This is a genomic window from Williamsia sp. SKLECPSW1 (assembly GCF_054332755.1).
In genome coordinates this window covers 80,641-105,471 of the sequence record NZ_JBTGLI010000003.1, presented here as the reverse complement: position 1 = coordinate 105,471, position 24,831 = coordinate 80,641, and the positions used below count along the sequence as shown (strand labels likewise).

19 protein-coding genes are annotated in these 24,831 nt (G+C 70.6%); 12 read left to right on the top strand and 7 right to left on the bottom strand.

The features are described from left to right. Nucleotides 1-40: 40 nt before the first annotated feature. Complete coding sequence (locus ACXVUM_RS19880; RefSeq protein ID WP_458523787.1) at nt 41-1,357, bottom strand: ABC transporter substrate-binding protein; 1,317 nt, start codon at nt 1,355-1,357, stop codon at nt 41-43. A gap of 80 nt (nt 1,358-1,437) precedes the next feature. Next, nucleotides 1,438-2,439, bottom strand: coding sequence for a sugar-binding transcriptional regulator (locus tag ACXVUM_RS19875; RefSeq protein ID WP_458523660.1), 1,002 nt, complete (start codon nt 2,437-2,439; stop codon nt 1,438-1,440). A gap of 126 nt (nt 2,440-2,565) precedes the next feature. Between ACXVUM_RS19875 and ACXVUM_RS19870 the strand changes: the two genes are divergently transcribed. Next, nucleotides 2,566-3,591 carry an NAD(P)-dependent alcohol dehydrogenase gene (locus ACXVUM_RS19870; protein WP_458523786.1) on the top strand — a complete coding sequence of 342 codons (1,026 nt, stop codon included), beginning with the start codon at nt 2,566-2,568 and terminating at the stop codon, nt 3,589-3,591. Next, nucleotides 3,588-5,105 carry a mannitol dehydrogenase family protein gene (locus ACXVUM_RS19865; RefSeq protein ID WP_458523659.1) on the top strand — a complete coding sequence of 506 codons (1,518 nt, stop codon included), beginning with the start codon at nt 3,588-3,590 and terminating at the stop codon, nt 5,103-5,105. The genes ACXVUM_RS19870 and ACXVUM_RS19865 overlap by 4 nt, the downstream gene beginning before the upstream one ends. 166 nt (nt 5,106-5,271) lie before the next feature. Here the strand turns inward: ACXVUM_RS19865 and ACXVUM_RS19860 are convergent, their stop codons facing one another. The 4 genes from ACXVUM_RS19860 to ACXVUM_RS19845 all read right to left on the bottom strand — a co-directional run bounded on the left by ACXVUM_RS19860 (nt 5,272) and on the right by ACXVUM_RS19845 (nt 13,679). Further along, nucleotides 5,272-6,663: a xylulokinase gene (locus tag ACXVUM_RS19860; protein WP_458523658.1), complete on the bottom strand. Its 1,392-nt coding sequence runs from the start codon at nt 6,661-6,663 to the stop codon at nt 5,272-5,274. Between the two features lie 8 nt (nt 6,664-6,671). Further along, nucleotides 6,672-8,975, bottom strand: coding sequence for a malto-oligosyltrehalose synthase (gene treY, locus ACXVUM_RS19855; RefSeq protein ID WP_458523657.1), 2,304 nt, complete (start codon nt 8,973-8,975; stop codon nt 6,672-6,674). Nucleotide 8,976: 1 nt separating this feature from the next. Further along, nucleotides 8,977-11,337, bottom strand: a complete 2,361-nt coding sequence (gene glgX, locus ACXVUM_RS19850; RefSeq protein ID WP_458523656.1) for a glycogen debranching protein GlgX — start codon at nt 11,335-11,337, stop codon at nt 8,977-8,979. Between the two features lie 83 nt (nt 11,338-11,420). Then, nucleotides 11,421-13,679: an acyltransferase family protein gene (locus ACXVUM_RS19845; protein WP_458523655.1), complete on the bottom strand. Its 2,259-nt coding sequence runs from the start codon at nt 13,677-13,679 to the stop codon at nt 11,421-11,423. 123 nt (nt 13,680-13,802) lie between these two features. On the opposite strand from ACXVUM_RS19845, the gene ACXVUM_RS19840 reads away from it, so the two are divergent. The 7 genes from ACXVUM_RS19840 to ACXVUM_RS19810 all read left to right on the top strand — a co-directional run bounded on the left by ACXVUM_RS19840 (nt 13,803) and on the right by ACXVUM_RS19810 (nt 20,720). Beyond that, the gene (locus ACXVUM_RS19840; RefSeq protein ID WP_458523654.1) at nt 13,803-15,119 is read left to right on the top strand and encodes an adenosylmethionine--8-amino-7-oxononanoate transaminase; all 1,317 of its coding nucleotides are present in this window, start codon (nt 13,803-13,805) and stop codon (nt 15,117-15,119) included. 75 nt (nt 15,120-15,194) lie between these two features. Then, nucleotides 15,195-16,376 carry an 8-amino-7-oxononanoate synthase gene (locus tag ACXVUM_RS19835; RefSeq protein WP_458523653.1) on the top strand — a complete coding sequence of 394 codons (1,182 nt, stop codon included), beginning with the start codon at nt 15,195-15,197 and terminating at the stop codon, nt 16,374-16,376. After that, nucleotides 16,373-17,059: a dethiobiotin synthase gene (gene bioD, locus ACXVUM_RS19830; protein ID WP_458523652.1), complete on the top strand. Its 687-nt coding sequence runs from the start codon at nt 16,373-16,375 to the stop codon at nt 17,057-17,059. Before ACXVUM_RS19835 ends, bioD begins: the two co-directional genes overlap by 4 nt. Before the next feature lie 122 nt (nt 17,060-17,181). Further along, the gene (gene bioB, locus ACXVUM_RS19825) at nt 17,182-18,231 is read left to right on the top strand and encodes a biotin synthase BioB (RefSeq protein WP_458523651.1); all 1,050 of its coding nucleotides are present in this window, start codon (nt 17,182-17,184) and stop codon (nt 18,229-18,231) included. A gap of 20 nt (nt 18,232-18,251) precedes the next feature. Continuing rightward, a complete protein-coding gene (bsaP, locus tag ACXVUM_RS19820; RefSeq protein ID WP_458523650.1) occupies nt 18,252-18,521 on the top strand; it encodes a biotin synthase auxiliary protein BsaP in 270 nt (89 codons plus the stop codon). Next, nucleotides 18,518-19,189 carry a DUF2567 domain-containing protein gene (locus tag ACXVUM_RS19815; protein WP_458523649.1) on the top strand — a complete coding sequence of 224 codons (672 nt, stop codon included), beginning with the start codon at nt 18,518-18,520 and terminating at the stop codon, nt 19,187-19,189. Before bsaP ends, ACXVUM_RS19815 begins: the two co-directional genes overlap by 4 nt. A 10-nt stretch (nt 19,190-19,199) precedes the next feature. Then, nucleotides 19,200-20,720 carry a DUF2252 family protein gene (locus ACXVUM_RS19810; protein ID WP_458523648.1) on the top strand — a complete coding sequence of 507 codons (1,521 nt, stop codon included), beginning with the start codon at nt 19,200-19,202 and terminating at the stop codon, nt 20,718-20,720. A gap of 37 nt (nt 20,721-20,757) precedes the next feature. On the opposite strand, the gene ACXVUM_RS19805 is transcribed toward ACXVUM_RS19810, so the two are convergent. Beyond that, entirely contained in the window at nt 20,758-21,447 is a 690-nt protein-coding gene (locus ACXVUM_RS19805) for an NUDIX hydrolase (RefSeq protein WP_458523647.1), read from the bottom strand. 143 nt (nt 21,448-21,590) lie between these two features. Here ACXVUM_RS19805 and nadA point away from each other — a divergent pair, with 143 nt between their 5' ends. The 3 genes from nadA (at nt 21,591) to ACXVUM_RS19790 (ending at nt 24,685) form a co-directional block, all read left to right on the top strand. Next, entirely contained in the window at nt 21,591-22,613 is a 1,023-nt protein-coding gene (gene nadA, locus ACXVUM_RS19800) for a quinolinate synthase NadA (RefSeq protein ID WP_458523785.1), read from the top strand. Next, complete coding sequence (gene nadC, locus ACXVUM_RS19795; RefSeq protein ID WP_458523646.1) at nt 22,610-23,506, top strand: carboxylating nicotinate-nucleotide diphosphorylase; 897 nt, start codon at nt 22,610-22,612, stop codon at nt 23,504-23,506. The genes nadA and nadC overlap by 4 nt, the downstream gene beginning before the upstream one ends. 129 nt (nt 23,507-23,635) lie before the next feature. Next, nucleotides 23,636-24,685, top strand: coding sequence for an NAD(P)-dependent alcohol dehydrogenase (locus tag ACXVUM_RS19790; RefSeq protein ID WP_458523645.1), 1,050 nt, complete (start codon nt 23,636-23,638; stop codon nt 24,683-24,685). Nucleotides 24,686-24,831: the final 146 nt, after the last annotated feature.

Below are 24,831 nucleotides of genomic sequence, written 5' to 3'. Positions count from 1 at the left end.
GGGTGTCCGGACGGGGCGCTTCGAGTGTGGTGGCCACGGGTCACCTGTCCTTCTTGTAGGTGTCGCCGACTGCCTCGGCGTAGGTCTGGGACTGCTTCAGCGCGTCCTCGACGCTGATCTGTCCCGCGATCGCGGCACTGATCTGCTGGCTGACGCGGGTACCGAGATCCTGGAACTCGGGGATGGCCAGGAACTGGACCCCGGTGTAGGGCACCGGCTCGAGTGTCGGGTGCTGCTGGTCGGCCGCGGTCATCGCCGACAGGGTGGGCTCGGCGTAGGCCGAGGACACCGCCTTGTAGGCGGGCAGCTGGTAGGTCGAGAGTCGACTACCCGGCGGCACGTGGCTGGGGCCGAGCTTGTCGGCCACGTACGCGATGTACTTCTTGTCGGTCATCCAGTTGATGAACTTCCAGGCGTCGTCCTTCTTCGCGCTGCTCGACGGGATGCCCAGCGACCACGTGTAGAGCCAGCCGTTGTCGCCCTTGGCCATGCTGGGCGCCTGGGCGTACCCGACGTCGCCGGCGATGGTCGAGGTGTCGGGGCTCTCCAGCACCGAGACGGCCGAGGTGGCGTCGTACCACATCGCAGCCTGGCCCTGCGACAACAGGTTTCCGCATTCCTGGAATCCCGACGACGCCGCTCCGGGCTCGCCGTACTTCCGGACGGTGTCGACGTAGAACTTCACCGCCGCGGTCACCTGCGGGCTCGTGAGTTGGGCGTTCCAGTTCTCGTCGTACCACCGACCACCGAAGGCGTTGATGACGGTGTCGAGCGGCGCGAGGACCTCGCCCCATCCGGGCTTGCCGCGCAGGCAGATCCCGGACACACCGGGGCGGTCGAGCTTCCGGGCGGCCTCGGCGACCTGCGGCCACGTGGGCTTCGCGGGCATGGTGACGCCGGCGTCGGCCAGCATCTTCTTGTTGTACATCAAGAACGACGACTCGCCGTAGAACGGCGCCGAGTACATCCCACCCTGGTAGGACAGCGCGTCCTTGAGGGTCGGGATGAAGTCGTTCGCGTCGTAACCGGGGGTGGCGTCCATGTACGGGGTGAGGTTGACCAACCACCCGTTCTCGGCCCACATTTTCGTCTCGTAGTTGCTGATCATCACCACGTCGAACTCGCCGCCGCCGGTGGCCACCGAGGCGGTGATCTTGGCGCGGGCCTCGTTCTCCGACAGCGTGACGAACTTCAGCTTCACACCGGGGTTGTCCTTCTCGAACTGTCCGGACAGCGAGATCGCGTCCGTCATCTGCGAGTTCGACACGAGGGCGATGGTGACGGCGTCACCGCCACCGTCGGTGAACGAGCCTGCTCCCGCGCACCCGGTGGCCGTCAGACCGACGGCGGCCGCGATGGCGACACCTGTCGTCCTGCGGCGCCAGGCCCGCCGTGCCGATCTCCGCAGGGCTGCCCCTGCGGCCGTGAGTTGTGCAGTCACCGTTGACCTTTCTGTTCCGACAGCAGCCACCGCGCGGTGTCGAGGTCGGTGACCAGGATGGTCGCGAACCCGCCGCGCAGCGCTCCGAGAATCGACTCCTGGCGATGCGCTCCGCCGGAGACGAGGATGGTGGTCGCGCAGTCGCGGACACGGTCGAGTGACACCGACACGGTGCGTCCGACGAGCGACGATGCGACCGGTGTCCCGTCGATGTCGTAGAACCGCCCGCCGATCTCACCGACCGCGCCGAGATCCTCGAGCTCCCCGAGCACTGCGCTGTCGATGTACGCGCCCTCGAACAACGTCGTCGAGGTGGACACCGAACCGACGCCGAAGAGCATGATCTCGGCGTGCTCGGCGGCCACCAACGCCTGCGACATGATCGAGTCGCGACGCATCGCCGCGACGGTCTCGACGTCGGCGTAGAGCGGCGCGATCAGTCGCATCGGTTGTGCGTGCAGCTGTTCGGCGAATCGCGTCAGGGCGTGGTCGACGCCGGTGTGGTAGTCGACGGAGGTCATCGAGCCGTCCATCTGCACGACCCGTCGGCAGGACGCGTTGCGTGTCGACAACGCATCGGCGACCGCCACCTGTTCGGGTCCCCAGGTGAACGCGAAGGTGTCGGTCGGGTGGATGCGGCGGGCGAGGATCGACGACCCGGCGCGGCCGAGTGCGGCGTTGCCCGATGCGGACCCGTCGGCGGGCTCGTCCATGACGAACACCTCGTCGAGGCCGAACGCCTTCTCCACCGCTCGCTCGGTGTCAGGGTGGATCGAGTTCCCGAGGTGCTCGGGTGCGGCCACGCTCACGGTGACCAGTCCCTGCGCCCGGGCCCGGGAGACCAGGCGGCCGGCGGTGGGGCGTGACACGCCGAGACGTGCCGCGATCTCCGCCTGCGTGGCCCCCTCGAGGTGGTACATCGTCGCGGCGCGCAGCAGCAGCCGGATGTCCTGGCCGGACTCGGCGGTGGACTGGCGAGGCGACTGCGGCGCGGTCAACGTCGTCCCTTCTCGTCGTTGAGAGGTGAGCAAATGCTCACTGGCGGGTCATATGATCAGTACGCTAGCATCCTGGATGTGACGCAGACAACACTTTCGGGCGATCTTTCGGTCATACCCGACACCATGCGGGCGTCGGTGCTCGTCGAGACGGGTCGTGTCGAGCTCGAACAGCGGTCCGTGCCCACCCCCGACCCCGGTGACGTGCTGGTGGAGATCACCGCGGTCGGAGTGTGCGGTTCCGACGCGCACTACTACCGCCACGGACGTATCGGCGAGTACGTCGTGACCGCCCCGATCGTCCTGGGCCACGAGGCGGCGGGGCGCATCGTCGGGGTCGGCAGGGGCGTGTCGCCCGACCGCATCGGCGAGCGGGTGTCGATCGAACCGCAACGTCCCGACCCGGACTCGGTGGAGTCGCGACGGGGGGACTACAACCTCTGCCCGCACATGCGCTTCTACGCCACACCGCCCGTCGACGGGGCGCTGGCGCAGTACGCGACGATCGGTTCGGCGTTCGCGCATGCGGTGCCGGACTCGGTCGGCGATGTCGCGGCCGCACTGTTCGAGCCGCTCTCCGTGGGCATCGCGGCGATGCGTAAAGCCGCTGTCGGCGCGGGAGATTCGGTCATGATCGCCGGTGCGGGGCCGATCGGTCTCGTCTGCGCCCAGGTCGCGCGTGCCTTCGGTCTCACGCGCGTGGTCGTCTCCGACATCGATGCCGCCCGGCGGGACACCGCCCGTCGTTTCGGTGCCACCTCGGTCGTCGGTCCCGACGCCGTCGGCGAGCTCGAGCCGGTCGACGCGTTCGTCGACGCCTCCGGGGCACCGTCGGCGATCACCGCCGGGATCGGCGTCGTCCGGCCCGCCGGACGGGTGGTGCTCGTCGGGATGGGAGCGACGGACCTGACCATCCCCGTCTCGATCGTGCAGAACCGCGAACTGGTCCTCACCGGGGTGTTCCGCTACGCGAACACCTGGCCCACGGCCGCGGCACTCGTCACCGCGGGCCTGGTCGACCTGGACGGGATGGTGACCGGCCGGTTCGCACTCGACGAGGTCGCCGAGGCTCTCGACGCCGACCGCGTCGCCGGCAGCATCAAGGCAGTGGTGTTCCCCCAGGAACTCTCGACGGAAAGGCGATCGGCATGACTCGGACGACGAACGCGGGGGAATCCGACACCCGGTCCGCGACACCCCTGGACGACGCCCACCTCGCCACGATCGTCGGTACGGACACCCCCCGGTATCCCCGCCACGACCGGCCTTGCGGCATCGTGCATTTCGGTGTCGGCGGGTTCCACCGTGCGCACCAGGCGATGTACGTCGACCGGTTGCTCACCCGCGACCCCGAACTGCCGTGGACCATCTGCGGTGTCGGCGTCCTGCCGGGCGACCAGCGGATGCGGGATGCGCTCGTGCCGCAGGACGGCCTGTACACGCTCACCCTGAAACACCCCGACGGGCACGTCGAGACCGCGGTCGTCGGGTCGATCGTCGACTACCTCTACGCCCCCGACGATCCCGAGAAGGTCGTCGAGATGCTCGCCGCTCCCACCACGCGCATCGTCTCGCTGACGGTGACCGAGGGTGGGTACAACATCTCCGGGTCCACCGGCGATTTCGACCTCACCGCGCCGGCCGTCGAGGCCGATCTCGCGGCGGCCGCGGTCCCGCGCACGACATTCGGTCTCGTCACCGAGGCGCTGCGGCGGCGTCGGGAGCGGGGTGTCCCGTCGTTCACGGTGATGTCGTGCGACAACATCCCGGGCAACGGCCACATGGCCCGGCGGGTGTTCACGGCGTTCGCCCGCGCCAAGGACCCCGAACTCGCCGAGTGGATCGAGCGCCACACGTCCTTCCCGAACAGCATGGTCGACCGGATCACCCCCGCCACGCCGGGCGATCTCGCCGACGAGGTCGCGGCCCGGACCGGGGTGGCCGATCGGTGGCCGGTCGTGGCAGAACCGTTCACGCAGTGGGTTCTGGAGGACGACTTCTGCGACGGCAGGCCGCCGTTCGAGGAGGTGGGCGTGCAGGTGGTGCCCGATGTCGAGCCGTATGAGCTGATGAAGCTCCGCTTGCTCAACGCCGGCCACCAGACCCTCTGTTACGCAGGGTATCTGCTCGGCCATCGAGCTGTGGCCGACGCCACCCGTGACCCCCTCGTCGCCGGTCTCCTGCGGGCCTACATGCAGACCGAGGGGCGTCCGAGCCTCCCGCCGGTGCCGGGGGTCGATCTCGACGAGTACATCGACACGCTCGTGGAGCGGTTCTCCAACGACGCGATCGGGGACACCGTGGCGCGGCTGTGCGCCGAGTCGTCGGACCGCATCCCGCAGTGGATGGTCCCGGTGGTGCGGGATCGTCTGGCCGCAGGTGGATCCGTCGACATCTCCGCCGCGGTGATCGCGACCTGGACCCGCTATGCCGAGGGCGTCGACGAGTCCGGCGATCCCATCGACGTCGTGGACCGTCGAGCCGACGAGCTCACCCCGCTGGCGCGTGCCAGCCGGGACGACCCGCGGGCGTTCGTCGGTGTCCGCGACCTCTTCGGTGATCTGGTCGACGCCCCGCGGTTCATGGAGCCCTACACCCGCACGCTGACCTCGCTGCGCGAGAACGGGACCCGCGCGACCCTCGAGGAACTCCTCCGCGACCGCTGACTCCTCGACCGTGCCGACACCGCCCGTCGAGCGGTGTGACACACGGCGGGCGGCGACGAGTGCGCGCTCGACGAGGTGTTGCGGCCCGGTCGGCGGTGGGTTGTGGCCCGGTCGGCGGTGGGTGTCGGCACAGTCGGGGTGGGTGGGGTGGTGCGGTCGGGGCGGGTCAGCGGTAGATGGTCCCCTGCGCCTCGCGGTAGCGCTCGATGACGGCGGGGTCCTCGTCGGCCTCGACGGTCTCGGTGATCGGCGCGGCCCAGGTCGGCGCGGACTCCGCGCCCGACAACGCCCAGGCCGCTTGTCGGGCGGCGCCGTCGGCGACGTACTCACCGGGTGCGGGCACCGCGACCGGCATCCCGAAGACCACCGGTGCGATCGCGCGCACGGCGGCGGACCGCACGCCGCCGCCGACCAGCAGGATCCGGCGCGCGTCGACACCGCAGGCGCGGATGTAGTCCAGACCGTCGCGCAGCGAGCACAGAAGGCCTTCGACGGCGGCGCGGGCGATCACCTCGGGTCGTGACGACTGCAGCGTCATCCCCCACAGACTCGCCTGCGCCGTCGGCAGATTGGGGGAGCGCTCTCCCTCGAAGTACGGCACCATGACGACGCCCTCGGCACCCGACGGTGCCGACAGCGCGAGATCGGCGAGCCGCTCGAGGTCGACGCCCAGCATGCGCGCGGTCGCGGCGAGGACCGGTGCGCCGTTGAGCGTGCACACCAGCGGGAGGTGTCGGCCGGTCGCGTCGGCGAACCCCGCGACGTACCCCGATCCGTCGTGTGTGGGGGTGCCGGACACCGCGGACACCACCCCCGACGTCCCCAGCGACACCACGATGTCACCGGGCTGTGCGCCGACGGCGAGCGCGGCGGCGGCGTTGTCGCCGGCTCCCGCGCCGACGAGCGCACCGGACCCGGTCTCGCCGACTGTCTCCGACGGTCCGGCCACCCGGGGCAGATGCGGATCGCGACCACGGAACGCGGTGCGCAGCAGCTCTCGGTCGTAGTCACCCGTCGCGGCGGCGAAATAGCCTGTGCCGCTGGCGTCGCTGCGGTCGGTGGTCACCGTGTCGAGGTCACCGCCACGTAGTCGCCAGCTGAGCCAGTCGTGGGGGAGGCACACAGCCGCCGTCCTGTCCGCCGAGGCCGGCTCGGCGTCGGCGAGCCATCGCAGTTTGGCGGCGGTGATCGCCGCCACCGGCACGACACCGACCCGATCGGCCCATGCCTGCGCACCACCGAGCTCGTCGACGAGGTCCGACGCGGCGTCGGCGGATCGGGTGTCGTTCCACAGCAGCGCATCCCGCACGACCTCGCCGGACTCGCCAAGGCACACCATGCCGTGCTGCTGGGCGCCGACCGACAGTGCCGCGACGCCATCGAGACCGCCGGCGTCGGCGACGGCGGTCTGCAGTGCGTCCCACCACCGATCGGGATGGATCTCCGTGCCGTCGGCATGGGATGCCCGACCGGACCGTACGAGCGTGCCGTCGTCGGCGTCGCGCACGACCACCTTGCAGGACTGCGTCGACGAGTCGATCCCGGCCACCAGCGTCATCGCCCGCGTCACCCCTTCGTGCTGCGCTCCAGCACGGTCACCGGAACTGCTCCGATCTCCAGTGTGCCCGAGACCTTCTCGCCCGTGGCCCGATCGAGCCAGCCATCGGCGCCCAGGTCGATCGAGGCCTCCAGGCCGGGGCGGGTGGCGACCGCCACCACCACCTCCGGTGTGTCACCCTCGGCGAGCGTGAACGCGACCACGCGATCGGCGTCACGCCCCGCTACCGGCAGGGGTCGATGCGCTGCGGGGGAGGTGAATGCCGAGGTGTGCGCGCGACGGGCCGCGAGCGCCGCGCGGACCAGTCGGACCTTCGGGTGGTCGGTGGACGCCGTCCAGTCGATCGGACGCCGGTTGTCGGGGTCGACGAGGGAGTCCTCGAACCACTCGGTGCCCTGGTAGACGTCGGGAACGCCCGGCGTCAGCAGCGACAGGCCCTTGTGCGCGAGGAGCATCCACTCCACCTGCGACGACGTCTCGGCGACGTGCCGTGCGATCGCCTCGCCGACCGGACCGTCGACGACCGCGTCGATCCAGCGGTGTACGGCGTCCTCGGCATCGGAGTCGACGGAGGTCCACGTCGTGATGAGAGACGCCTCGCGGATCGCCTTCGTCGCGTACTCGTGCAGGCGGGTACGCAGCGTGTCGTCGACGCCACCGTGGGCCGGCCAGGTGCCGATGATGTTCTGCAGCAGGAACAGTCCGGTGACACCGTCGGGTGGCGGGGTCTGCGACCGCATCGTCGCGACCAGGTCACGCCACCGCTCGGGGTGTGCGGTCAGCGCGATGACCCGGATCCGGACGTCCTCGCCGCGCTTGGTGTCGTGCGTCGACGAGGTGGTCATCGACCGCGGGAAGTCGGCCGATCGCGCGGCCACGCGCTCGTGGTACTCGGCGACGGGGACGCCGAACCGGCCGGGATCGCCGCCGACCTCCTGCAGCGCGACGAGCCGGGCCGTCCGATAGAAGAGGCTGTCCTCCACGCTCTTCGCGGTGGTCGCGCCACACACCTGGGCGAGGCGAACCGCCGGCTCGCCGTCGTCGAGCACGGTGGCCGCGAGCAGGCGGACCGCGGCCGTCAGATCCGGTCGGGCGTCGCGGACCGAGTCGAGGGTGTCCGACAGCAGACCCGCCAGAGCCGGATAGTCCGCCCGGTACACGCCGAGACGCCCGATCACCTCACCGAGCGCGTCGTCGAGTTCGTGCTGGGGCACCGCCGTCGCGTCGAGATCGCCGGTGTCGCGGGCCGCCGCGCGGATCGCCCGCGACAGTCGCGCCCGTTCGGCGGGGAACAGCTCGTCCAGTGTGCGGCGTTTGCGGTCGTGTTCGGCGTCGTGCAGCCACGACGCGTCGCCGTCGTCACCGGTCACCTCGCGGTGGATCGCGGTGAACTCCGCGCGCGCGGCGGGGTCGACGAACACACCGTCGACCCACCGCAGTGCGTCGTACCCGGTGGTCCCGTCGACGGGCAGCACCGGATCGAGCATCTCGTCGGTCCCGAGGATCTTCTCCACCCACAGCACACGGTCGTCACCGATGTCGGCGCGGAGTCGCCGCAGGTAGCCGACGGGGTCGGTGAGACCGTCGGGATGGTCGACACGGATCCCGTCCACGAGGTCCTCGGCGACCAGGGTGTGCACCAGCGCATGGGTCGCGGCGTAGACGTCGGGATCCTCCTGGCGCAGACCCGCGAGACCGTTGACGGCGAAGAACCGTCGGTAGCCGATGATCCCGGCGTCCCACGGCACGAGGCGGTACGCCTGCGCGTCGTGTGCAGCAGCGGGATCGCCGGTGGGTGTGCCGGGCGCGAGGGGGAATCGGTGTTCGTAGAACGCGAGTTCGTGTGCGTCCGCGTCGATCTCGAGTGCGGTCACGTCGTCGGCAGAGCCGAGCACCGGCAGCGCGATCTTCCCGTCTGCGCCGTTGTCCGTCGACCAGTCGATGTCGAAGTGGTGCGCGTACACCGATTCCGCCCCGTGGGTCAGGACATCCCACCACCAGCTGTTCTGGCGCGGGTCCTCGACGCCGGTGTGGTTGGGGACGATGTCGACGACGATCCCGAGTCCCCGATCGGCCGCCGCGGCACGCAGCCGACGCAACCCGTCGAGGCCACCGAGCACCGGTGCGACCGCGACCGGTGGGATCCAGTCGTACCCGTGTGTCGACCCGGCCGTCGCGGTGTTGATCGGGGACAGGTACAGGTGGCTCACGCCGAGGCCGGCGACGTGGTCGAGAACGGCCTCCGCGTCGGCGAAGGTGAACTCCGCCGTCAACTGCAGGCGATACGTCGCGACGAGAGGTGGACGTGGCACGTCAGGCGACCTTGCGCAGCACCAGGACCGAACGGTCGCGGACGACGACGGTCCCACCCGAGTCGGCGGTGACGTCGGTGTCACCGACCGGACTCGCGGTGTCGAGCACGCCCTCCCACTGCGAGCCGTAGTAGCTCGACGGCAGCACGAAGTCGATCGGCTCGTAGTGCGCGTTGAAGCACACCAGGAACGTGTCGTCGACGACGAGCCGTCCGCGCACGTCCTTCTCGTTGATCCCGTCGCCGTTGAGGTAGACGGCGAGGCTGCGGCCGAAGCCGGAATCCCAGTCCTCCGGGGTCATCTCGGTGCCGCTCGGGGTCAGCCACGCGATGTCGCGGGCTTCCTCGCCGGTCCGGATCGGACGGCCGACGAAGAACCGTCGCCGACGGAACACCGGGTGGTCGGTCCGCAGCGCGAACGCCTTGCTCGTGAACGTGACGAGGTCGGCGTTCTTCTCCGCCAACGTCCAGTCCATCCACGACAGCGGCGAGTCCTGGCAGTAGACGTTGTTGTTCCCCTGCTGGGTACGCCCCATCTCGTCACCGTGGGCGATCATCGGCGTGCCCTGACTCAGCGCGAGGGTGAGGAGGATGTTGCGCTGCTGGCGCAGGCGGAGCTCCTCGATCTGCGGGTCGTCGGTCGGACCCTCCACACCGCAGTTCCACGAGCGGTTGTGGCTCTCGCCGTCGCGGTTGTCCTCGCCGTTGGCGTCGTTGTGCTTCTCGTTGTACGACACCAGGTCCCGCAACGTGAAGCCGTCGTGGGCGATGACGAAGTTGATGCTCGCGCCGGGCCGGCGGCCGGTGGCCTCGTACAGATCCGACGATCCGGTGAACCGGGAGGCGAACTCACCCAGGGTCGACGGTTCCCCCCGCCAGTAGTCGCGGACGGTGTCGCGGTACTTGCCGTTCCACTCGGTCCACAGGCCGGGGAAGTTGCCGACCTGGTAGCCGCCCTCGCCGACGTCCCAGGGCTCGGCGATGAGCTTGACCTGACTGACGACCGGGTCCTGCTGGACCAGGTCGAAGAAGGCCGACAGCTTGTCGACGTCGTGCAGTTCGCGGGCGAGGGTCGAGGCGAGGTCGAAACGGAAACCGTCGACGTGCATCTCGAGCACCCAGTACCGCAGCGAGTCCATGATCAGCTGGAGCGTGTGCGGGTGCCGCACGTTGAGGCTGTTGCCCGTTCCCGTGTAGTCCATGTACATCTCGGGCTGACCGTCGACGAGTCGGTAGTACGCGGCGTTGTCGATGCCGCGCATGCAGATCGTCGGCCCCATGTGGTTGCCCTCGGCGGTGTGGTTGTAGACCACGTCGAGGATGACCTCGATGCCGGCCTCGTGGAAGGCCCGCACCATCGCCTTGAACTCGGTGACCGCGCTGCCCGCGCGGGTGGTGGAGGCGTAGTCGGCGTGCGGGGCGAGGAAGCCGAAGCTGTTGTAGCCCCAGTAGTTCCGCAGCCCCTGGTCGAGCAGGGTCTGGTCCTGCAGGAACTGGTGCACCGGCATCAGTTCGATGGCGGTGACACCGAGACCGGTGAGGTGCTCGATGATCGCGGGATGGGCGAGCCCCGCGTACGTCCCCCGGAGGTGTTCGGGGACCTCCGGGTGGGTCGCCGTCATCCCCTTCACGTGTGCTTCGTAGATCACCGTCTCGTGGTACGGCCGTCGGGGCGCGCGGTCGTGCTGCCAGTCGAAGAACGGGTTGATCACGACCGACACCATCGTGTGGCCCAGGGAGTCCAGCCCGGGCATGCCGGGAACCGTCGCGTCGTCGGAGGAGTCGGTCGCCGCCAGCTCGGCCGAGAGGTCCTCCTCGTCGGCGCTGCGTACCAGCGGCTCGTCGGGGTGGACCACCTCTTCGAGCTCGGCAGGCGTGGGTACGGGGGTGGCGGTCTCGTCGGGGGTGGGGGTGGTCTCCGGCGGCCCGTCGTCCCCGGGGAGTTCGATGGGATACGAGTACAGGGACCGGTCGCCGTCGAACTCGCCGAGGAACGCCTTGCCGTACGGGTCGACGAGGAGTTTGGACGCGTCGCAGCGCAGGCCGCGCGCGGGGTCGTACGGTCCGTGCACGCGGTATCCGTATCGCTGGCCGGGGGCCACCGACGGCAGGTAGCAGTGCCAGACGAACCCGTCGACCTCGTCCATGCGCACGCGGATCTCGCTGCCGTCCTTGCCGATCAGACACAGGTCGACACCGTCGGCCACCTCGGAGAAGACCGAGAAGTTGGTGCCCGCGCCGTCGTAGGTCGCGCCGAGGGGGTAGGCGTCGCCGGGCCACACCTCGAGCGTCTCCGCGCCACCGGTCTCCGGCGGGGTGTCGTCGACGGGATCGCCGTCGGTGGTGCTGGGGCCCGCGGTCATTCCCACGCTCGTGACGTCATGTCACGACCCTATCGGCACCACGGTCGGACCTCATCTCCGGCGGACATGCCTCACACGACGGGTCAGGCCCAGGGCAACGCCGCCCTCATCTGGCGCTGCAGCTCGGGTGCCAGGCTCCGCACGAACGTCGCGCTGAGGTGGTGCCAGTCGTGGTACACGGTGATGTTGCCGATGATCGCCGGGCAGAAGGTGTCGCTGCACCAGCCCCTCGACAGGTCGATCGGGTGCAGGGTCGGGAACCGCGCGACGAGGTCCTCGGTGGGGTTGGTCGGGCCGTAACTCGACGCGCGATCGGTGCCGCAGGACCGGGCGTCGCCCCCGTCGGCCAGGCAGGTCGGCGTGTCGATCGGGCCCTTCGCGTTGTGCGGCCACACCGAGTCACGCACCCCGAGCACCGGGATGTTCGCGTCCTGGAAGCGCTGGAAGATGCCGACGTAGTCCGGGGGCACCCAGTCGTCGGTGATGCCGTACCGGGGCCGGGTGGAGTTGGTGAAGACCGCGTCGGGTCGTGTCTCCACGATGCGGTCCATCACCCGACGCACCCAGTCGGCGCACTGCGGGTAGGGCACCCCGTCGGAGGTGGGGTTCGGGTCGGTGGAGAGCGGGCACCCCATCTTCAGGTAGGTGACGACCTTGAAGTGGTCCTGCTTGCCGAGGATGTCGAGCGCGGAGATCCAGTACTCGGCGTGTGACCCACCGGCCAGGGCGATGGTGCGGGTCGCGGACGGGTCGCCGTAGACGCCGACGTGGATCTCGGGGTCGGTGAAGTCGGAGATGTGGCCGTTGTAGGACGTCTCCGGCAGATCCTTGAGCACCTCCAGCGCGCTCGGGACGGCGTCGACCCGCGGGACCGGGGCGCCGTCGAGGAACGCGCGGGCGCCGGGATAGATCCGCGGGTCGAGGTTCGTGGTGTCCACGACGATCCCGTCGACGTGCCGTTGCCAGGCGGTGATCCCGACTCCGGTCGCCAGAGTGCCCACGACCAGGAAGATCGTCAGGATCCCCGCGTAGCCGGGCGTCGCCAGACGCAGGCGGCGGCCACGCCCTGCCGGTGGGGCCGGGTCGAGCAGGGACTCGGCGGTCGCGGCGCCGTCGGCGTGGGAGTGGTCGGCGACGCGGTGCCTGCCACCGGTGGCGGCGGGCGTCGTCGCCGACCGCGGCGCGCGCAACGGGTCCTCCACGTAGCGCTTGGTGAGCCACGCCAACCCGATCGACAGTGCGATGAGCCCGACGCCCTCGGCGAACGACGCGTGGTTCTTGTCCCGCCAGGCGAGGTAGAAGATCAGCAGCGGCCAGTGCCACAGGTAGAGCGCATAGGAGATCGATCCCAGCCAGACCGGGAACCGTCCCGCCAGCGCGCGGTTGACGACAGGCTGTCCGACGGGCTCACCGCGCTGCATGGCGGTGGCGCCGGCCCAGATCAGTGCGAGGGTCGAGAGCACGGGCACCAGTGCCATCGGGCCGGGGTACTCCTCGACGCCGACGATCCACCACCCGCAGGTGACGATGAGGGCGAGTGCGACCACCCCGACGAGGGCACGGACGACGTTCGGGACGCGCACCTTCGGCATCCACACCGCGAGCAGTCCGCCCGCCAGCGGCTCCCAGGTGCGCGCGATGGTGTCGTAGTAGTTGAACTGCTGGTTGACGCCCATCCGCATGTGCGCCCAGTAGAAGGACACCGCGGCGACCCCGAGGATCGCGATCGACACGAGCGAGCGCACCACGGTGGGTCGGGTCAGCGCCGGGATCCATCGCGAGGCCACCTTCACCACGCCGCAGAAGGCGAGGGCGGTGAGCATCGTGACGACGAAGAACTGCCCTTGCACCGACATCGACCAGAGGTGCTGCAGGGGGCTGTTGGCCGAGCTCGCGGCCGTGTAGTCCTGGCTGTTGAACGCCAGATGCCAGTTCTGGTAGTACAGCGCGCTCGCGACGATCTCGCGGCCCACCGCGACCCAGCGGGTCTGCGGGAGCACGACGATCGTCAGGACGGTGATCGCGAGCAGCACGGCGATGAGCGCGGGCAGCAGACGCCGGAGAAGGCGGGTGAGCCGGGTGCGCGGGTCGACGGCCGCCCACACCGTCACGGACGGGCCCTGACTGACCAGCACGTGCTTGAGCAGCGACCCGACGAAGAAGTACCCGGACAGGGTGAGGAACACGTCGACGCCGCCGGACACCCGACCGAACCAGATGTGGAAACACGCGACGAGAGCGATCGCGACGCCCCGCAGACCGTCGAGGTCGATGCGGTATGCGGCCCCCCGGTCGGCCCGGGGCGGCTGTGTCCGCTCCGTCGAGCGAATCGGGGCGGTCACCACGTGGTCGTAATCTACCGGCCATCTGCCGGATCTCCACGTTCACCACACGGGCGACCTGGCCGCAGGTGCCCGGTCGCGGCCCCCGGATCGCGCGCGGAGGGACCCGTTAGCGTTGCTCGGATGGCTACCTCCGCCACCCCGACCCCGGCGCCGACCCCGCGCCTGACCGCCTCCGAGATCGCGACGATCGACGCCGCCGCCATCTGGCACCCCTACGGTTCGGCACGTCCCGGCACACCGCCGGTCGTCGTCGACTCCGCGGCCGGCACCCGGCTGCACCTCGCCGACGGACGGTCCGTGGTCGACGGGATGAGCTCATGGTGGGCGGCGGTCCACGGGTACGCCCACCCCGTCCTCGACGCGGCGGTCACCGAGCAACTCGGTGCGATGGCCCACGTCATGTTCGGGGGACTCACCCACGAGCCGGCTGCCCGCCTGGCGCGCACGCTCGTCGACATCACCCCCGATCCGTTGCGACGGGTCTTCTTCTGCGACTCGGGATCGGTGGCGGTCGAGGTGGCCGCGAAGATGGCGCTGCAGTACTGGCGCGGACAGGGCATCCGGGGGCGGACGCGGATGCTCACCTGGCGCGGCGGGTACCACGGGGACACCGTCACCCCGATGAGCGTCTGCGACCCCGACGGCGGCATGCACGCCCAGTGGACGGGTGTGCTGCCCGACCAGCTGTTCGTGCCGGCACCGCCGACACACCACGACGCCGACTACGTCGCCGAACTGGCGGCGACCGTCGCCGAACACCGCGACGAGATCGCCGCGGTCATCGTCGAGCCCGTCGTCCAGGGCGCCGGGGGGATGCGATTCCACGACCCGGCACTGCTGGGCGACCTCCGCCGCATCTGCGACGACCACGGTGTGCTGCTGATCTTCGACGAGATCGCGACGGGGTTCGGTCGGACCGGCGAGCTGTTCGCCTCCGACCACGCCGGTGTCGCCCCCGACATCCTCTGTCTGGGAAAGGCGCTCACCGGCGGCTACATGACGATGGCGGCGACCCTGTGCACCGACCACGTCGCCGAGGTGATCAGCGACGGGGAGATGGGTGTGCTCGCGCACGGACCCACGTTCATGGCCAACCCGCTCGCCTGTGCGGTCTCCTCGGCGTCGCTGTCGCTGCTGGCGACGGGGGAGTGGCGCGGGCAGGTCGCCCACATCGGTGACCGCCTGCGCGCCGGTCTGGGCGAGCTGCGCGACCTGCCGCAGGTGGTCGACGTCCGCGTGCTCGGCGCGATCGGCGTCGTCCAGCTCGACCGTCCGGTCGACATGGACGTCGCGACGGCGGCCGCGCTCGACGCGGGGGCGTGGCTGCGACCGTTCCGCGATCTCGTCTACACGATGCCGCCCTACATCTGCACCGACGACGACCTCGACACGATCGTCGCGGGGATCTCGGCGGTCGTCGCGGCCCACGCCGGCTGACCGGCGGCCCGCAGCGTCACCGATCGCCCGTGGACGGCGCGGCCACCGATCGCACCGTGTGAGACGCTGGCCGCGATGATCGACACGCCCGACCCCCGAGAAGCGGATCACCCCCGCCCCGACGCGCTCGCGTGGATGGGGGAGGCCGCGCGGGTGCGCGCGGCCGAGGGCCTGCACCGCGTGCTCACACCGCGGACACCGACGGCGACCCGCCTCGACCTGGCCTCCAACGACTATCTCGGCCTGACGCGGGATCCCCGGGTCACCGCGGCCGCGGCCCGAGCCGCGCAGGAGTGGGGAGCCGGCGCCACGGCGTCGCGACTCGTGGTGGGCACGACGGCCGCGCACGATGCGCTCGAGACGGAGCTCGCCGCGTTCCTCGGTGTCCCGGCCGCGCTGGTGTTCAGTTCGGGCTACATGGCCAACGTCGGCGCGGTGTCCGCGCTGATGGGTCGAGGCGACCTCATCGTCAGCGACGGTGGTGCGCACGCGTCGCTCATCGACGGATGCAGGCTGTCGCGCGCCCGCGTCGTGGTCGTCGACCGCGGCGACCACGCCGCCGTCCGCGCCGAACTCGCCGCGCGCACCGAGGAGCGTGCGCTGGTCGTCACCGACTCCGTCTACAGCATCGACGGCGCGGTGGCCCCGGTCGCGGAGCTGTACGCGGCGGCACGTGACCACGGTGCGGCACTGCTCGTCGACGAGGCGCACGCGATCGGTGTGCGCGGTCCGGGAGGTCGCGGCGTCGTCGTCGAGAACGGGCTGGCCGGTGCCCCCGATCTCGTCGTGACCGGGGTCCTGTCCAAGTCGCTCGGCTCCCAGGGTGGCGTCGTCGCGGGATCGCACCTGCTGCGCGAGCACCTCGTCGACCGCGCCCGCACCTTCATCTTCGACACCGGGCTCGCTCCCGCGGCCGTCGGCGCGGCGTCCGCGGCGCTGGCGATCCTGCGCGACGACCCCGCGCTCGCCGTCCGTGTCCGCGACGTCGCCGCGCGGCTGGCCGCCGCATGCGGTGGGGACGAGCCCTCGGCGGCCGTCGTGTCCCTCGTGATCGGCGAACCGGCTCCGGCGCTCGAGGCCGCTCGGCGATGCCGCGAGGCCGGCGTCGAGGTCGGTTGCTTCCGGCCGCCGTCGGTCCCGCCGGGCACCGCGCGACTGCGCCTGACCGCCCGCGCCGACCTGACCGACGACGACATCACCCGCGCCGCAGCTGTCGTGTCCGCGGCGCGGGACGCCGCGATGGCGGGGGCCGTGTGACGACGCTGCTCGTCACCGGAACCTCGACCGACGTCGGCAAGACCGTCGCGACCGCGGCACTGGCCGTGGCGGCGCGCTCCGCCGGTGCCACGGTCGGGGTGTGCAAGCCCGCACAGACCGGCGTCGTCGACGACGAGCCCGGTGACATCGCCGAGGTCGTCCGCCTGGCCGGGGTGACCGAGGTCGCCGAGGGCATCCGCTACCCCGATCCGCTCGCCCCCGAGACCGCCGCCGACCGCGCGGGGATGGCGCCGCTCACCCTGCCCGACGTACTGGACGTGGTGGCCCGCGTCGCCGAGAACGAGGTGGTCCTCGTCGAGGGCGCCGGGGGCGTGCTCGTCCGTCTCGGCCCCGACCTCACCGCGCTGGACGTCGCCGAGGCACTCGCCGCACCGATCGTGGTCGTCGCGGCTGCCGGCCTCGGCACGCTCAACCACGCGGAGTTGACGGTCGCCGCGGCCCGGGCCCGCGGGGTCGCGGTGACCGGCATCGTCATCGGGTCCTGGCCGGACGAACCGGACCTCGCCAGCCGGTGCAACCGTGACGACCTCCCGCGGCTGACCGGCATCCCCGTCGTGGGTGTGATCCCCGCCGGCGCCGGCGGGCTGTCGCCGGCGGAGTTCCGCGACCGCGCCCCGTCGTGGTTCGCGCCGGAGTGGGTCGCCGGGCTCACCCGCGGATAGGGCACACTGATCCACGGTCCGCGGCCGTCGACCGAGCGATCGGACGGTGACCGCGCACCACGACCGACCACATCTCGACCCCCACCATCTCGACCCCCACATCTCGACCCCGAGGAGCTCGCGTGACCCAGGCCCCAGTCCGACCGGAGGAGACCGACGCACAGGGCGGCGCCGGGGGCCCCGACATCCTGGAGGTCGCGCGCGAGAAGGTCCTCGAGCGAGGTGAGGCACTGGGTCGCGACGAGGTGCTGCAGGTCCTGCAGCTCGGTGACGACCGCCTCACCGACCTGCTGCAGCTGGCGCACGACGTCCGTATGCGCTGGTGCGGCCCCGAGGTCGAGGTCGAGGGGATCATCTCGCTCAAGACCGGCGGCTGCCCCGAGGACTGCCATTTCTGCTCGCAGTCGGGACTGTTCACCTCGCCGGTGCGCAGCGCGTGGATCGACATCCCCTCGCTCGTCGAGGCGGCCAAGCAGACCGCGAAGACCGGGGCCACAGAGTTCTGCATCGTCGCGGCCGTCCGCGGCCCCGACAAGCGCCTCATGAGCCAGGTCGCCGCGGGCATCGAGGCCATCCGCGACGAGGTCGACATCCAGATCGCCTGCTCGCTGGGCATGCTCTCGCAGGAGCAGGTCGACGAGCTCGCCGCGATGGGTGTGCACCGCTACAACCACAACCTGGAGACCGCGCGCAGCCACTTCCCGAACGTCGTCACCACCCACACGTGGGAGGAGCGTTTCGAGACGCTGCGCATGGTGCGCGAGGCCGGCATGGAGGTCTGCTGCGGCGGCATCCTGGGCATGGGCGAGTCGTTGGAACAGCGTGCCGAGTTCGCCGCCGACCTCGCCGCCCTCGAGCCCGACGAGGTCCCGTTGAACTTCCTGAACCCGCGCCCGGGGACGCCGTTCGGCGACCTCGAGGTGCTCTCGGCGTCCGACGCACTGCGGGCGGTGGCCGCGTTCCGGCTCGCCCTCCCGCGCACGATCCTCCGCTTCGCCGGCGGCCGCGAGATCACCCTCGGCGACCTCGGGGCCAAGCAGGGCATCCTCGGCGGCATCAACGCGGTCATCGTCGGCAACTACCTCACGACGCTGGGCCGTCCCGCCGAGGACGACCTCGATCTCCTCGTCGACCTGCAGATGCCGATCAAGGCGCTCAACGACAGCATCTGAGTGCAGGAGTGGGTGTGGTGATGGTCGAACAGTCCACCGGTGAGCGTGACGCCGGTGCCGGCCCGATCACCCCTCTGACCGAGCCGCTCGCCTTCGGCGTGTACACCGGTGTGCCGGTCGACGCCGCCGTGGACCAGGCGATCCCCGAGGCGGCACGTCTGGGCCTCGAACCCCCACGATTCTGCGGTCGGTGCGGACGGCGGATGGTGGTCCAGGTGGTCCCCACCGGATGGACCGCTCGGTGCTCCCGGCACGGACACGTCGACTCCTCCGCGCTCGGCGGACGATGACCTCGCTGCCGACCGACGAGCCGGACGCCGGAACCCCACCGGAGGTGGCGCGTCTCGATCTCGCCCGCACGACGCGAGTCGCCGGATGCGTGGTCCTCGGTGTGGCCGTGGTCTGCGCGACCGCCGGGATCGTCTGGGGGCTGATCGTTCCCGGTGTGACCGGGGTGGTCGTCGCGCCCGGTCGTGCCGGGACGCTCGGGGCCGACACCGGTCATCGATTCGACGCCGTCGCCCTGTTCGCCTGCGTCAGCCTCGTCGCCGGGGTCATCGGCGGCGTGGGCGCCTGGTGGGCGCGTCCGGTGCGTGGGTCGGTGGCCGTCGTGGCCGCGACCGCCGGGGCGATGGCGGGCTCGGCGGTCGCCGTGTGGATCGGCGGTCTGATCGCCTCGGCCCGACTCCCGGGACCCTCGACGACGCCGGTCGGTGGGTTCTTCCGGACCGCGCCGAGTCTGCGCCTCGACGGCGCCGCACTCGACGCCGTCGGCGCGCTCGGACTCTCCTGGGCCGTCGTGATCTTCGCGCCCCTCGGGGTGCTGCTGGCCTACCTGCCGGCGTTGCTCATGGCCGGACGCGCCGATCTCGGTGTCGAGACCCCCACCGGGGACGGCCCGAGGGTGACGGAGTCGCCGCTCCCGCAACCGGATGTCGGGACCACACCGTCCGACTAGGGTCGAGACGGTGAGTTCACCCGACGAGCTGTCACAGTCCACCCGCGCCGAGCTGTACGAGATCGCCCAGCAGCACGACATCCCCGGCCGGTCCACGATGACCAAGGCGGAGCTCATCGAGGAGCTGGCCGACAGTGGATCGGACGGCGGCGGCGGCGACTCGGCGCGCCGATCCGGTGCCGTCGACCGTCACGAGCAGTTCCGCGCTCTCGCGCAGGCATGTGCCTCCGGCGTGGTCGTCATGCTGCCGCGCGCTCTCACCGGGGAGGACCGCCGACAGTATCTGCGGGCGACCCTGCGCGAGGACCACCACTTCCGGATCGCCGGTGGCGAGATCGAGGCTCAGCGTAAATTCGACAAGCTGGCCGGCTCGGTGTTCTCGTTCTTCCGCGGCACCGCGCTGCTGTTCTACCGGGACATGGCCGGCGAGGACGCGACGATGCCCACGGTCCTGGCCCTCGGCGACGTGCACCCGGAGAACTTCGGGGTGATGCCCGACGTGGACAACGTCCCCGTCTTCGGCCCCAACGACTTCGACGAGGCGTTCTACGCGCCGTTCACGTGGGATCTCAAGCGCGGCGCGGTCGGGTTCTGGTTGGCGGCGGACGAGGAGGGCGGCAAGGGCGCCAAGAAGTGCCGTGCGATCGTCACCGCGTTCCTGGAGGGCTACGTGGCGGCGATGTCACGGTTCGCCTCGCAGGGTCACGAGAAGGACGAACAGATGCGCCGGGACAACGCCCCGGAGTTGATCGTCGATCTCTTCGACTCCGCGTGGGAGTCGCGGAAGAAGTGGCTGAAACGCAAGTACTGCAACGAGTCCCGCACGGGTTTCCGCGCCGACGACGAGCACGTGCCGGTGACCCATCGGGTCGGGGAGTTCCAGGCGATGCTCGATCGCTACGTCGCCGACAACGACATCACGATCCCCGACCGCGCCGGCCGGATGCGGATCAAGGACGTGTGCGAGCGCAAGGGGCAGGGGACCGCCTCACTCGGTCTGGACCGCTACTACATGCTCGTCGAGGGTCCCGACCGCACCGGGTACGACGACATCATCCTGGAGGCGAAGCAGGCGCGGCGTTCCGCGCTCGACGGTCTCGTGCAGGAGGCGCCCGTCGTCGTCGACGGCCGCGCCGAGCGGATCGCGCATGCCCAGCACGTGCACCTGGTGCGCGGCGATCGTTTCTACGGGTACGCCGAACTCGACGGCGTCAGCCACATGATCCGCGAGCGCGCCCCGTTCCGCGACGACATCGACCTGGACGACCTGTCGTCCAAGGAATGGCGGCGGTACGCGCGCATCTGCGGCGGTTCGCTCGCCCAGGCACACGCCAACTCCGACGAGTCGGGTCTGGTCGACCACGACATCGAGCCCGCGATCCTGGACGCGATCGGCAACCAGGAGTTGTTCGTCGACGACATCGTGCGATTCGCCGAGGACTCGGCCCGCCGGCACCACGCCGACCACGAGATGTTCCGGGCCGATCATGCACTCGGTGCGTTCCGCAGCGTCGAGGTCGTCTACCGGTAGTGCGTCGCCTCCCGAGGGGCGCACCGAGCGGCTGCGATCAGGGCGGCGGTCGCAGGGTGGCGAACTCGTCGGTGACGCGTAGCCCGGTGTCGGTGAAGCGGTAGAGCGCGGGCGGACGCCCCCCGGACCGCCCTGTCGGTCCGGTGGTGCCCGTCGCGCCGACGACACCCCGCCGGGACAGGATCCGCAGCAGGTTCGTCGAGTCGACGGGGTATCCCAGTGCGGCACCGTAGATGTCGGACAGTGTCGACATCGAGAACTCGGTCGGGGCGAGTGCGAACGCGATGTTCGTGTACGAGAGCTTCGCCGCGAGACGTCGCCGCGCGGACGAGACCACCGCGCCGTGGTCGAAGCTCGTCACCGGCAGGTCGTCGACGGGGTGCCAGCGGGTGTCGAACGGGGGAGTGCTCACCGAATCCGGTCGTACGAGAGCCAGATACGTCGACGCGACGACCCGCGGCCCGGGTACGCGGTCGGGCGCGGAGAACACCGACAACTGTTCGATGTGCGCGACCTCGCGCAGGTCGACCTTCTCTGCGAGCTGGCGCCGCGCCGAGGTCCGCAGGTCCTCGTCGGCACCGAGCAGACCGCCCGGCAGCGACCAGGTGCCCGCCTGGGGGTCGAGACCTCGTTGCCACAACAGGACCGCGAGGTGGGGTGTGCCCTCGGAGAGGCCCCGCACACCGAAGACGGCGGTGAGCACCTCGTGCAGGATGCTCGGCGGCATGGCCTGAGCATAGGGCCCCGCCGGGCGGTGTTAGTCTGGACGCACGTTTTCGACCGCCAGTCGAAAACCTCTCGACGTTCGCGTCGACACCAGCTCGGCGCAGCCCCGTCGAGACCTCCACCGAAAGGAGGGCGGTCGTGTCGATCACCACCGCCGCCACCCCCGACCGTGTCACCCCGGGTCCGGTCGACCCCACCGATCCGGGACCGGAATGGGCCGCCGAGGTGCGGCGGCTCGCCGACCTGCGCGGGGCGACGCTGCTCGCACACAACTACCAACTGCCGGCCATCCAGGACGTCGCCGACCACGTCGGCGACTCGTTGGCCCTGTCGCGGATCGCGGCGTCGGCGCCGGAGGACACGATCGTCTTCTGCGGTGTCCACTTCATGGCCGAGACCGCCAAGATCCTCGCGCCCGAGAAGACGGTGCTCATCCCCGACGCGCGCGCGGGGTGCTCGTTGGCCGACTCGATCACCGCCGACGAGCTGCGCGCGTGGAAGGCCGAGTTCCCCGACGCCGTCGTCGTCTCCTACGTCAACACCACCGCGGAGGTGAAGGCGCTCACCGACGTCTGCTGCACGTCGTCGAACGCGGTCGAGGTCGTCGCGTCCATCGATCCCGACCGGACGGTGCTGTTCCTGCCCGACCAGTTCCTCGGCGCCCACGTCAAGCGCGTCACCGGCCGGACGAACATGCACATCTGGGCCGGTGAATGCCACGTGCACGCGGGCATCAACGGCGACGAGCTCACCGCCCAGGCGAGCGCCCACCCCGAGGCCGATCTCTTCGTGCACCCCGAGTGCGGGTGCGCGACCTCGGCGCTCTACCTCGCCGGTGAGGGTGCGGTCCCGGCCGAGAAGGTGAAGATCCTGTCGACGGGCGGCATGCTCGACGCGGCCCGCGAGACGGGGGCCCGGGAGGTGCTGGTCGCGACCGAGATCGGGATGCTGCACCAGTTGCGCCGCGCCGCGCCGGGTGTCGACTTCCAGCCGGTCAACCCGAAGGCGTCGTGCCGGTACATGAAGATGATCACGCCCGAGGCGTTGCTGCGCAGCCTGCGTGACGGCACCGACGAGGTACACCTCGACCGCGCCGTCGCCGACGCCGCCCGCGCGAGTGTCGAGGCGATGATCGCGATCGGCACACCCGGCGGCGGCGGGGAGTGAGCGCCGACGGGGCCGTCGGCCAGACCACGCGCGGCGACACGGTGCTGGTCCCCCCGCCGGCGGACGACGTCCGGCGCGTCGTCGCCGAGGGGTTGGCCGAGGACCTGCGATACGGACCCGACGTGACCACCGCCGCGACCGTCCCTGCGGGTGCGACGACCACCGCGGTCGTCGCGAGCCGGGGCCACGGTGTGGTCGCCGGCGTCGACGTGGCGCTCGCGGTCTTCGCCGAGGTGCTCGGCGGGGCGCCGACGATCGACGACCGCGTCGCCGACGGCACCCGGGTCGCCCCCGGGGACACCGTCCTGCGGCTGACCGGTCCCACGGCCGGACTGCTCACCGCGGAACGCACGGCGCTGAACCTGCTGTGCCATCTGTCCGGGATCGCGACCGCGACCGCCGCATGGGTCGATGCGATCGACGGCACCGGCGCCGCCGTGCGCGACAGCCGCAAGACGCTCCCCGGTCTGCGGTCGCTGCAGAAGTACGCGGTCCGCGCCGGCGGCGGTCTCAACCACCGGATGGGTCTCGGTGACGCCGCGCTCATCAAGGACAACCACATCGCCGCGGCCGGATCGGTCGAGGCGGCGTGGCGAGCCGTGCGTGCCGCCGCACCCGACATCGCCGTCGAGATCGAGGTCGACTCGCTCGCCCAACTCGACGAGGCGCTCGCACTCGACGCGCAGCTGATCCTGCTCGACAACTTCGAGCTGTGGGAGACCCAGATGGCGGTCTCGCGCCGTACGCGCGCGGGATCGGCGACGTTGCTGGAGAGCTCGGGCGGTCTCACGCTCGCCGACGCCCACGACTACGCCCGCACCGGCGTCGACTTCCTCGCTGTGGGCGGTCTCACACATTCGGTCGCCGCCCTCGATCTGGGCCTGGATCTCTAGTCCCGATCTGTCCCTTTCGTCCGTCGTTCATGCGCATGCGGGCATACTTTCGCGCTCTCATGAGTTGGAACCGCTCGTACAACGCGTCATCCGCACGCGTGCCACGACGTACGAGAGGAAACCGATTTCGTGACGACAACCGTCAACGCCGTCGCCGCTGTCTCCGCGACCGATCCGCTGGAGATCACCACCATCGAGCGTCGCGATCTGGGTCCCAAGGACATCCGGATCGACATCAAGTTCGCCGGCATCTGCCACTCCGACATCCACACCGCGCGCAACGAGTGGAAGGGCACCAAGTACCCCGTGGTGCCGGGCCACGAGATCGCCGGCATCGTCGCCGAGGTCGGCTCCGAGGTCACGATGCACAAGGTCGGCGACCGTGTCGGCGTCGGCTGCTTCGTCGACTCCTGCGGTGAGTGCGCCCCCTGCAAGAACGGCGACGAGCAGTACTGCGAGAAGGGCGTCGTCCAGACGTACAACTCGAAGACCTACGAGGGCGAGTTCACCCACGGTGGGTACTCGCAGCAGGTCGTGGTGACCGAGAAGTTCGTCCTCAAGATCCCCGAGGGCATCGAGCTCGACGTCGCCGCCCCGCTGCTCTGCGCGGGCATCACCCTGTACGCACCGCTGAAGAAGTGGGGTGCCGGGCCGGGCAAGAAGGTCGCGATCATCGGCATGGGCGGCCTCGGGCACGTCGGTGTCAAGATCGCCCACGCGCTCGGCGCCGAGGTCACCGTCCTGAGCCAGACGACCAGCAAGGAGGAGGACGGCAAGCGGTTCGGTGCCGACCACTACTACGCCACCAAGGACAACAAGCAGCTGTTCACGGATCTGGCCGGCCAGTTCGACCTGATCCTGAACACGGTGTCGGTGAACCTCCCGCTCGACCAGTACATCGGTCTGCTCGCCATCGACGGCGCGCTCGTCGAGTTGGGTGTGCCCGAGAACCCGCTGCAGGTCGCGGCGTTCTCGCTGCTCACCAACCGTCGGTCGCTGTCGGGTTCGATGGTCGGCGGGATCGGGCTGACGCAGGAGATGCTCGACTTCTGCGCCGAGCACCACATCGCCGCCGAGATCGAGAAGATCAACGCCGACCAGGTGAACGAGGCCTACGACCGCGCCGTCGCCTCCGACGTGCGGTATCGCTTCGTCATCGACACGGCCAGCCTGGCCTGATCGTCAGAATGCCCCCGGCCTGACGCCGGGAGTCCGTCCGCGGCCGCCGACCCCCGCAGGGGTCGGCGGCCGCTGTCGTCGTCCCGGGCGAGGTGCGATTCGAAAACGGGTCGCACCACCGAATACGCTGGACACGCCCATCCGGA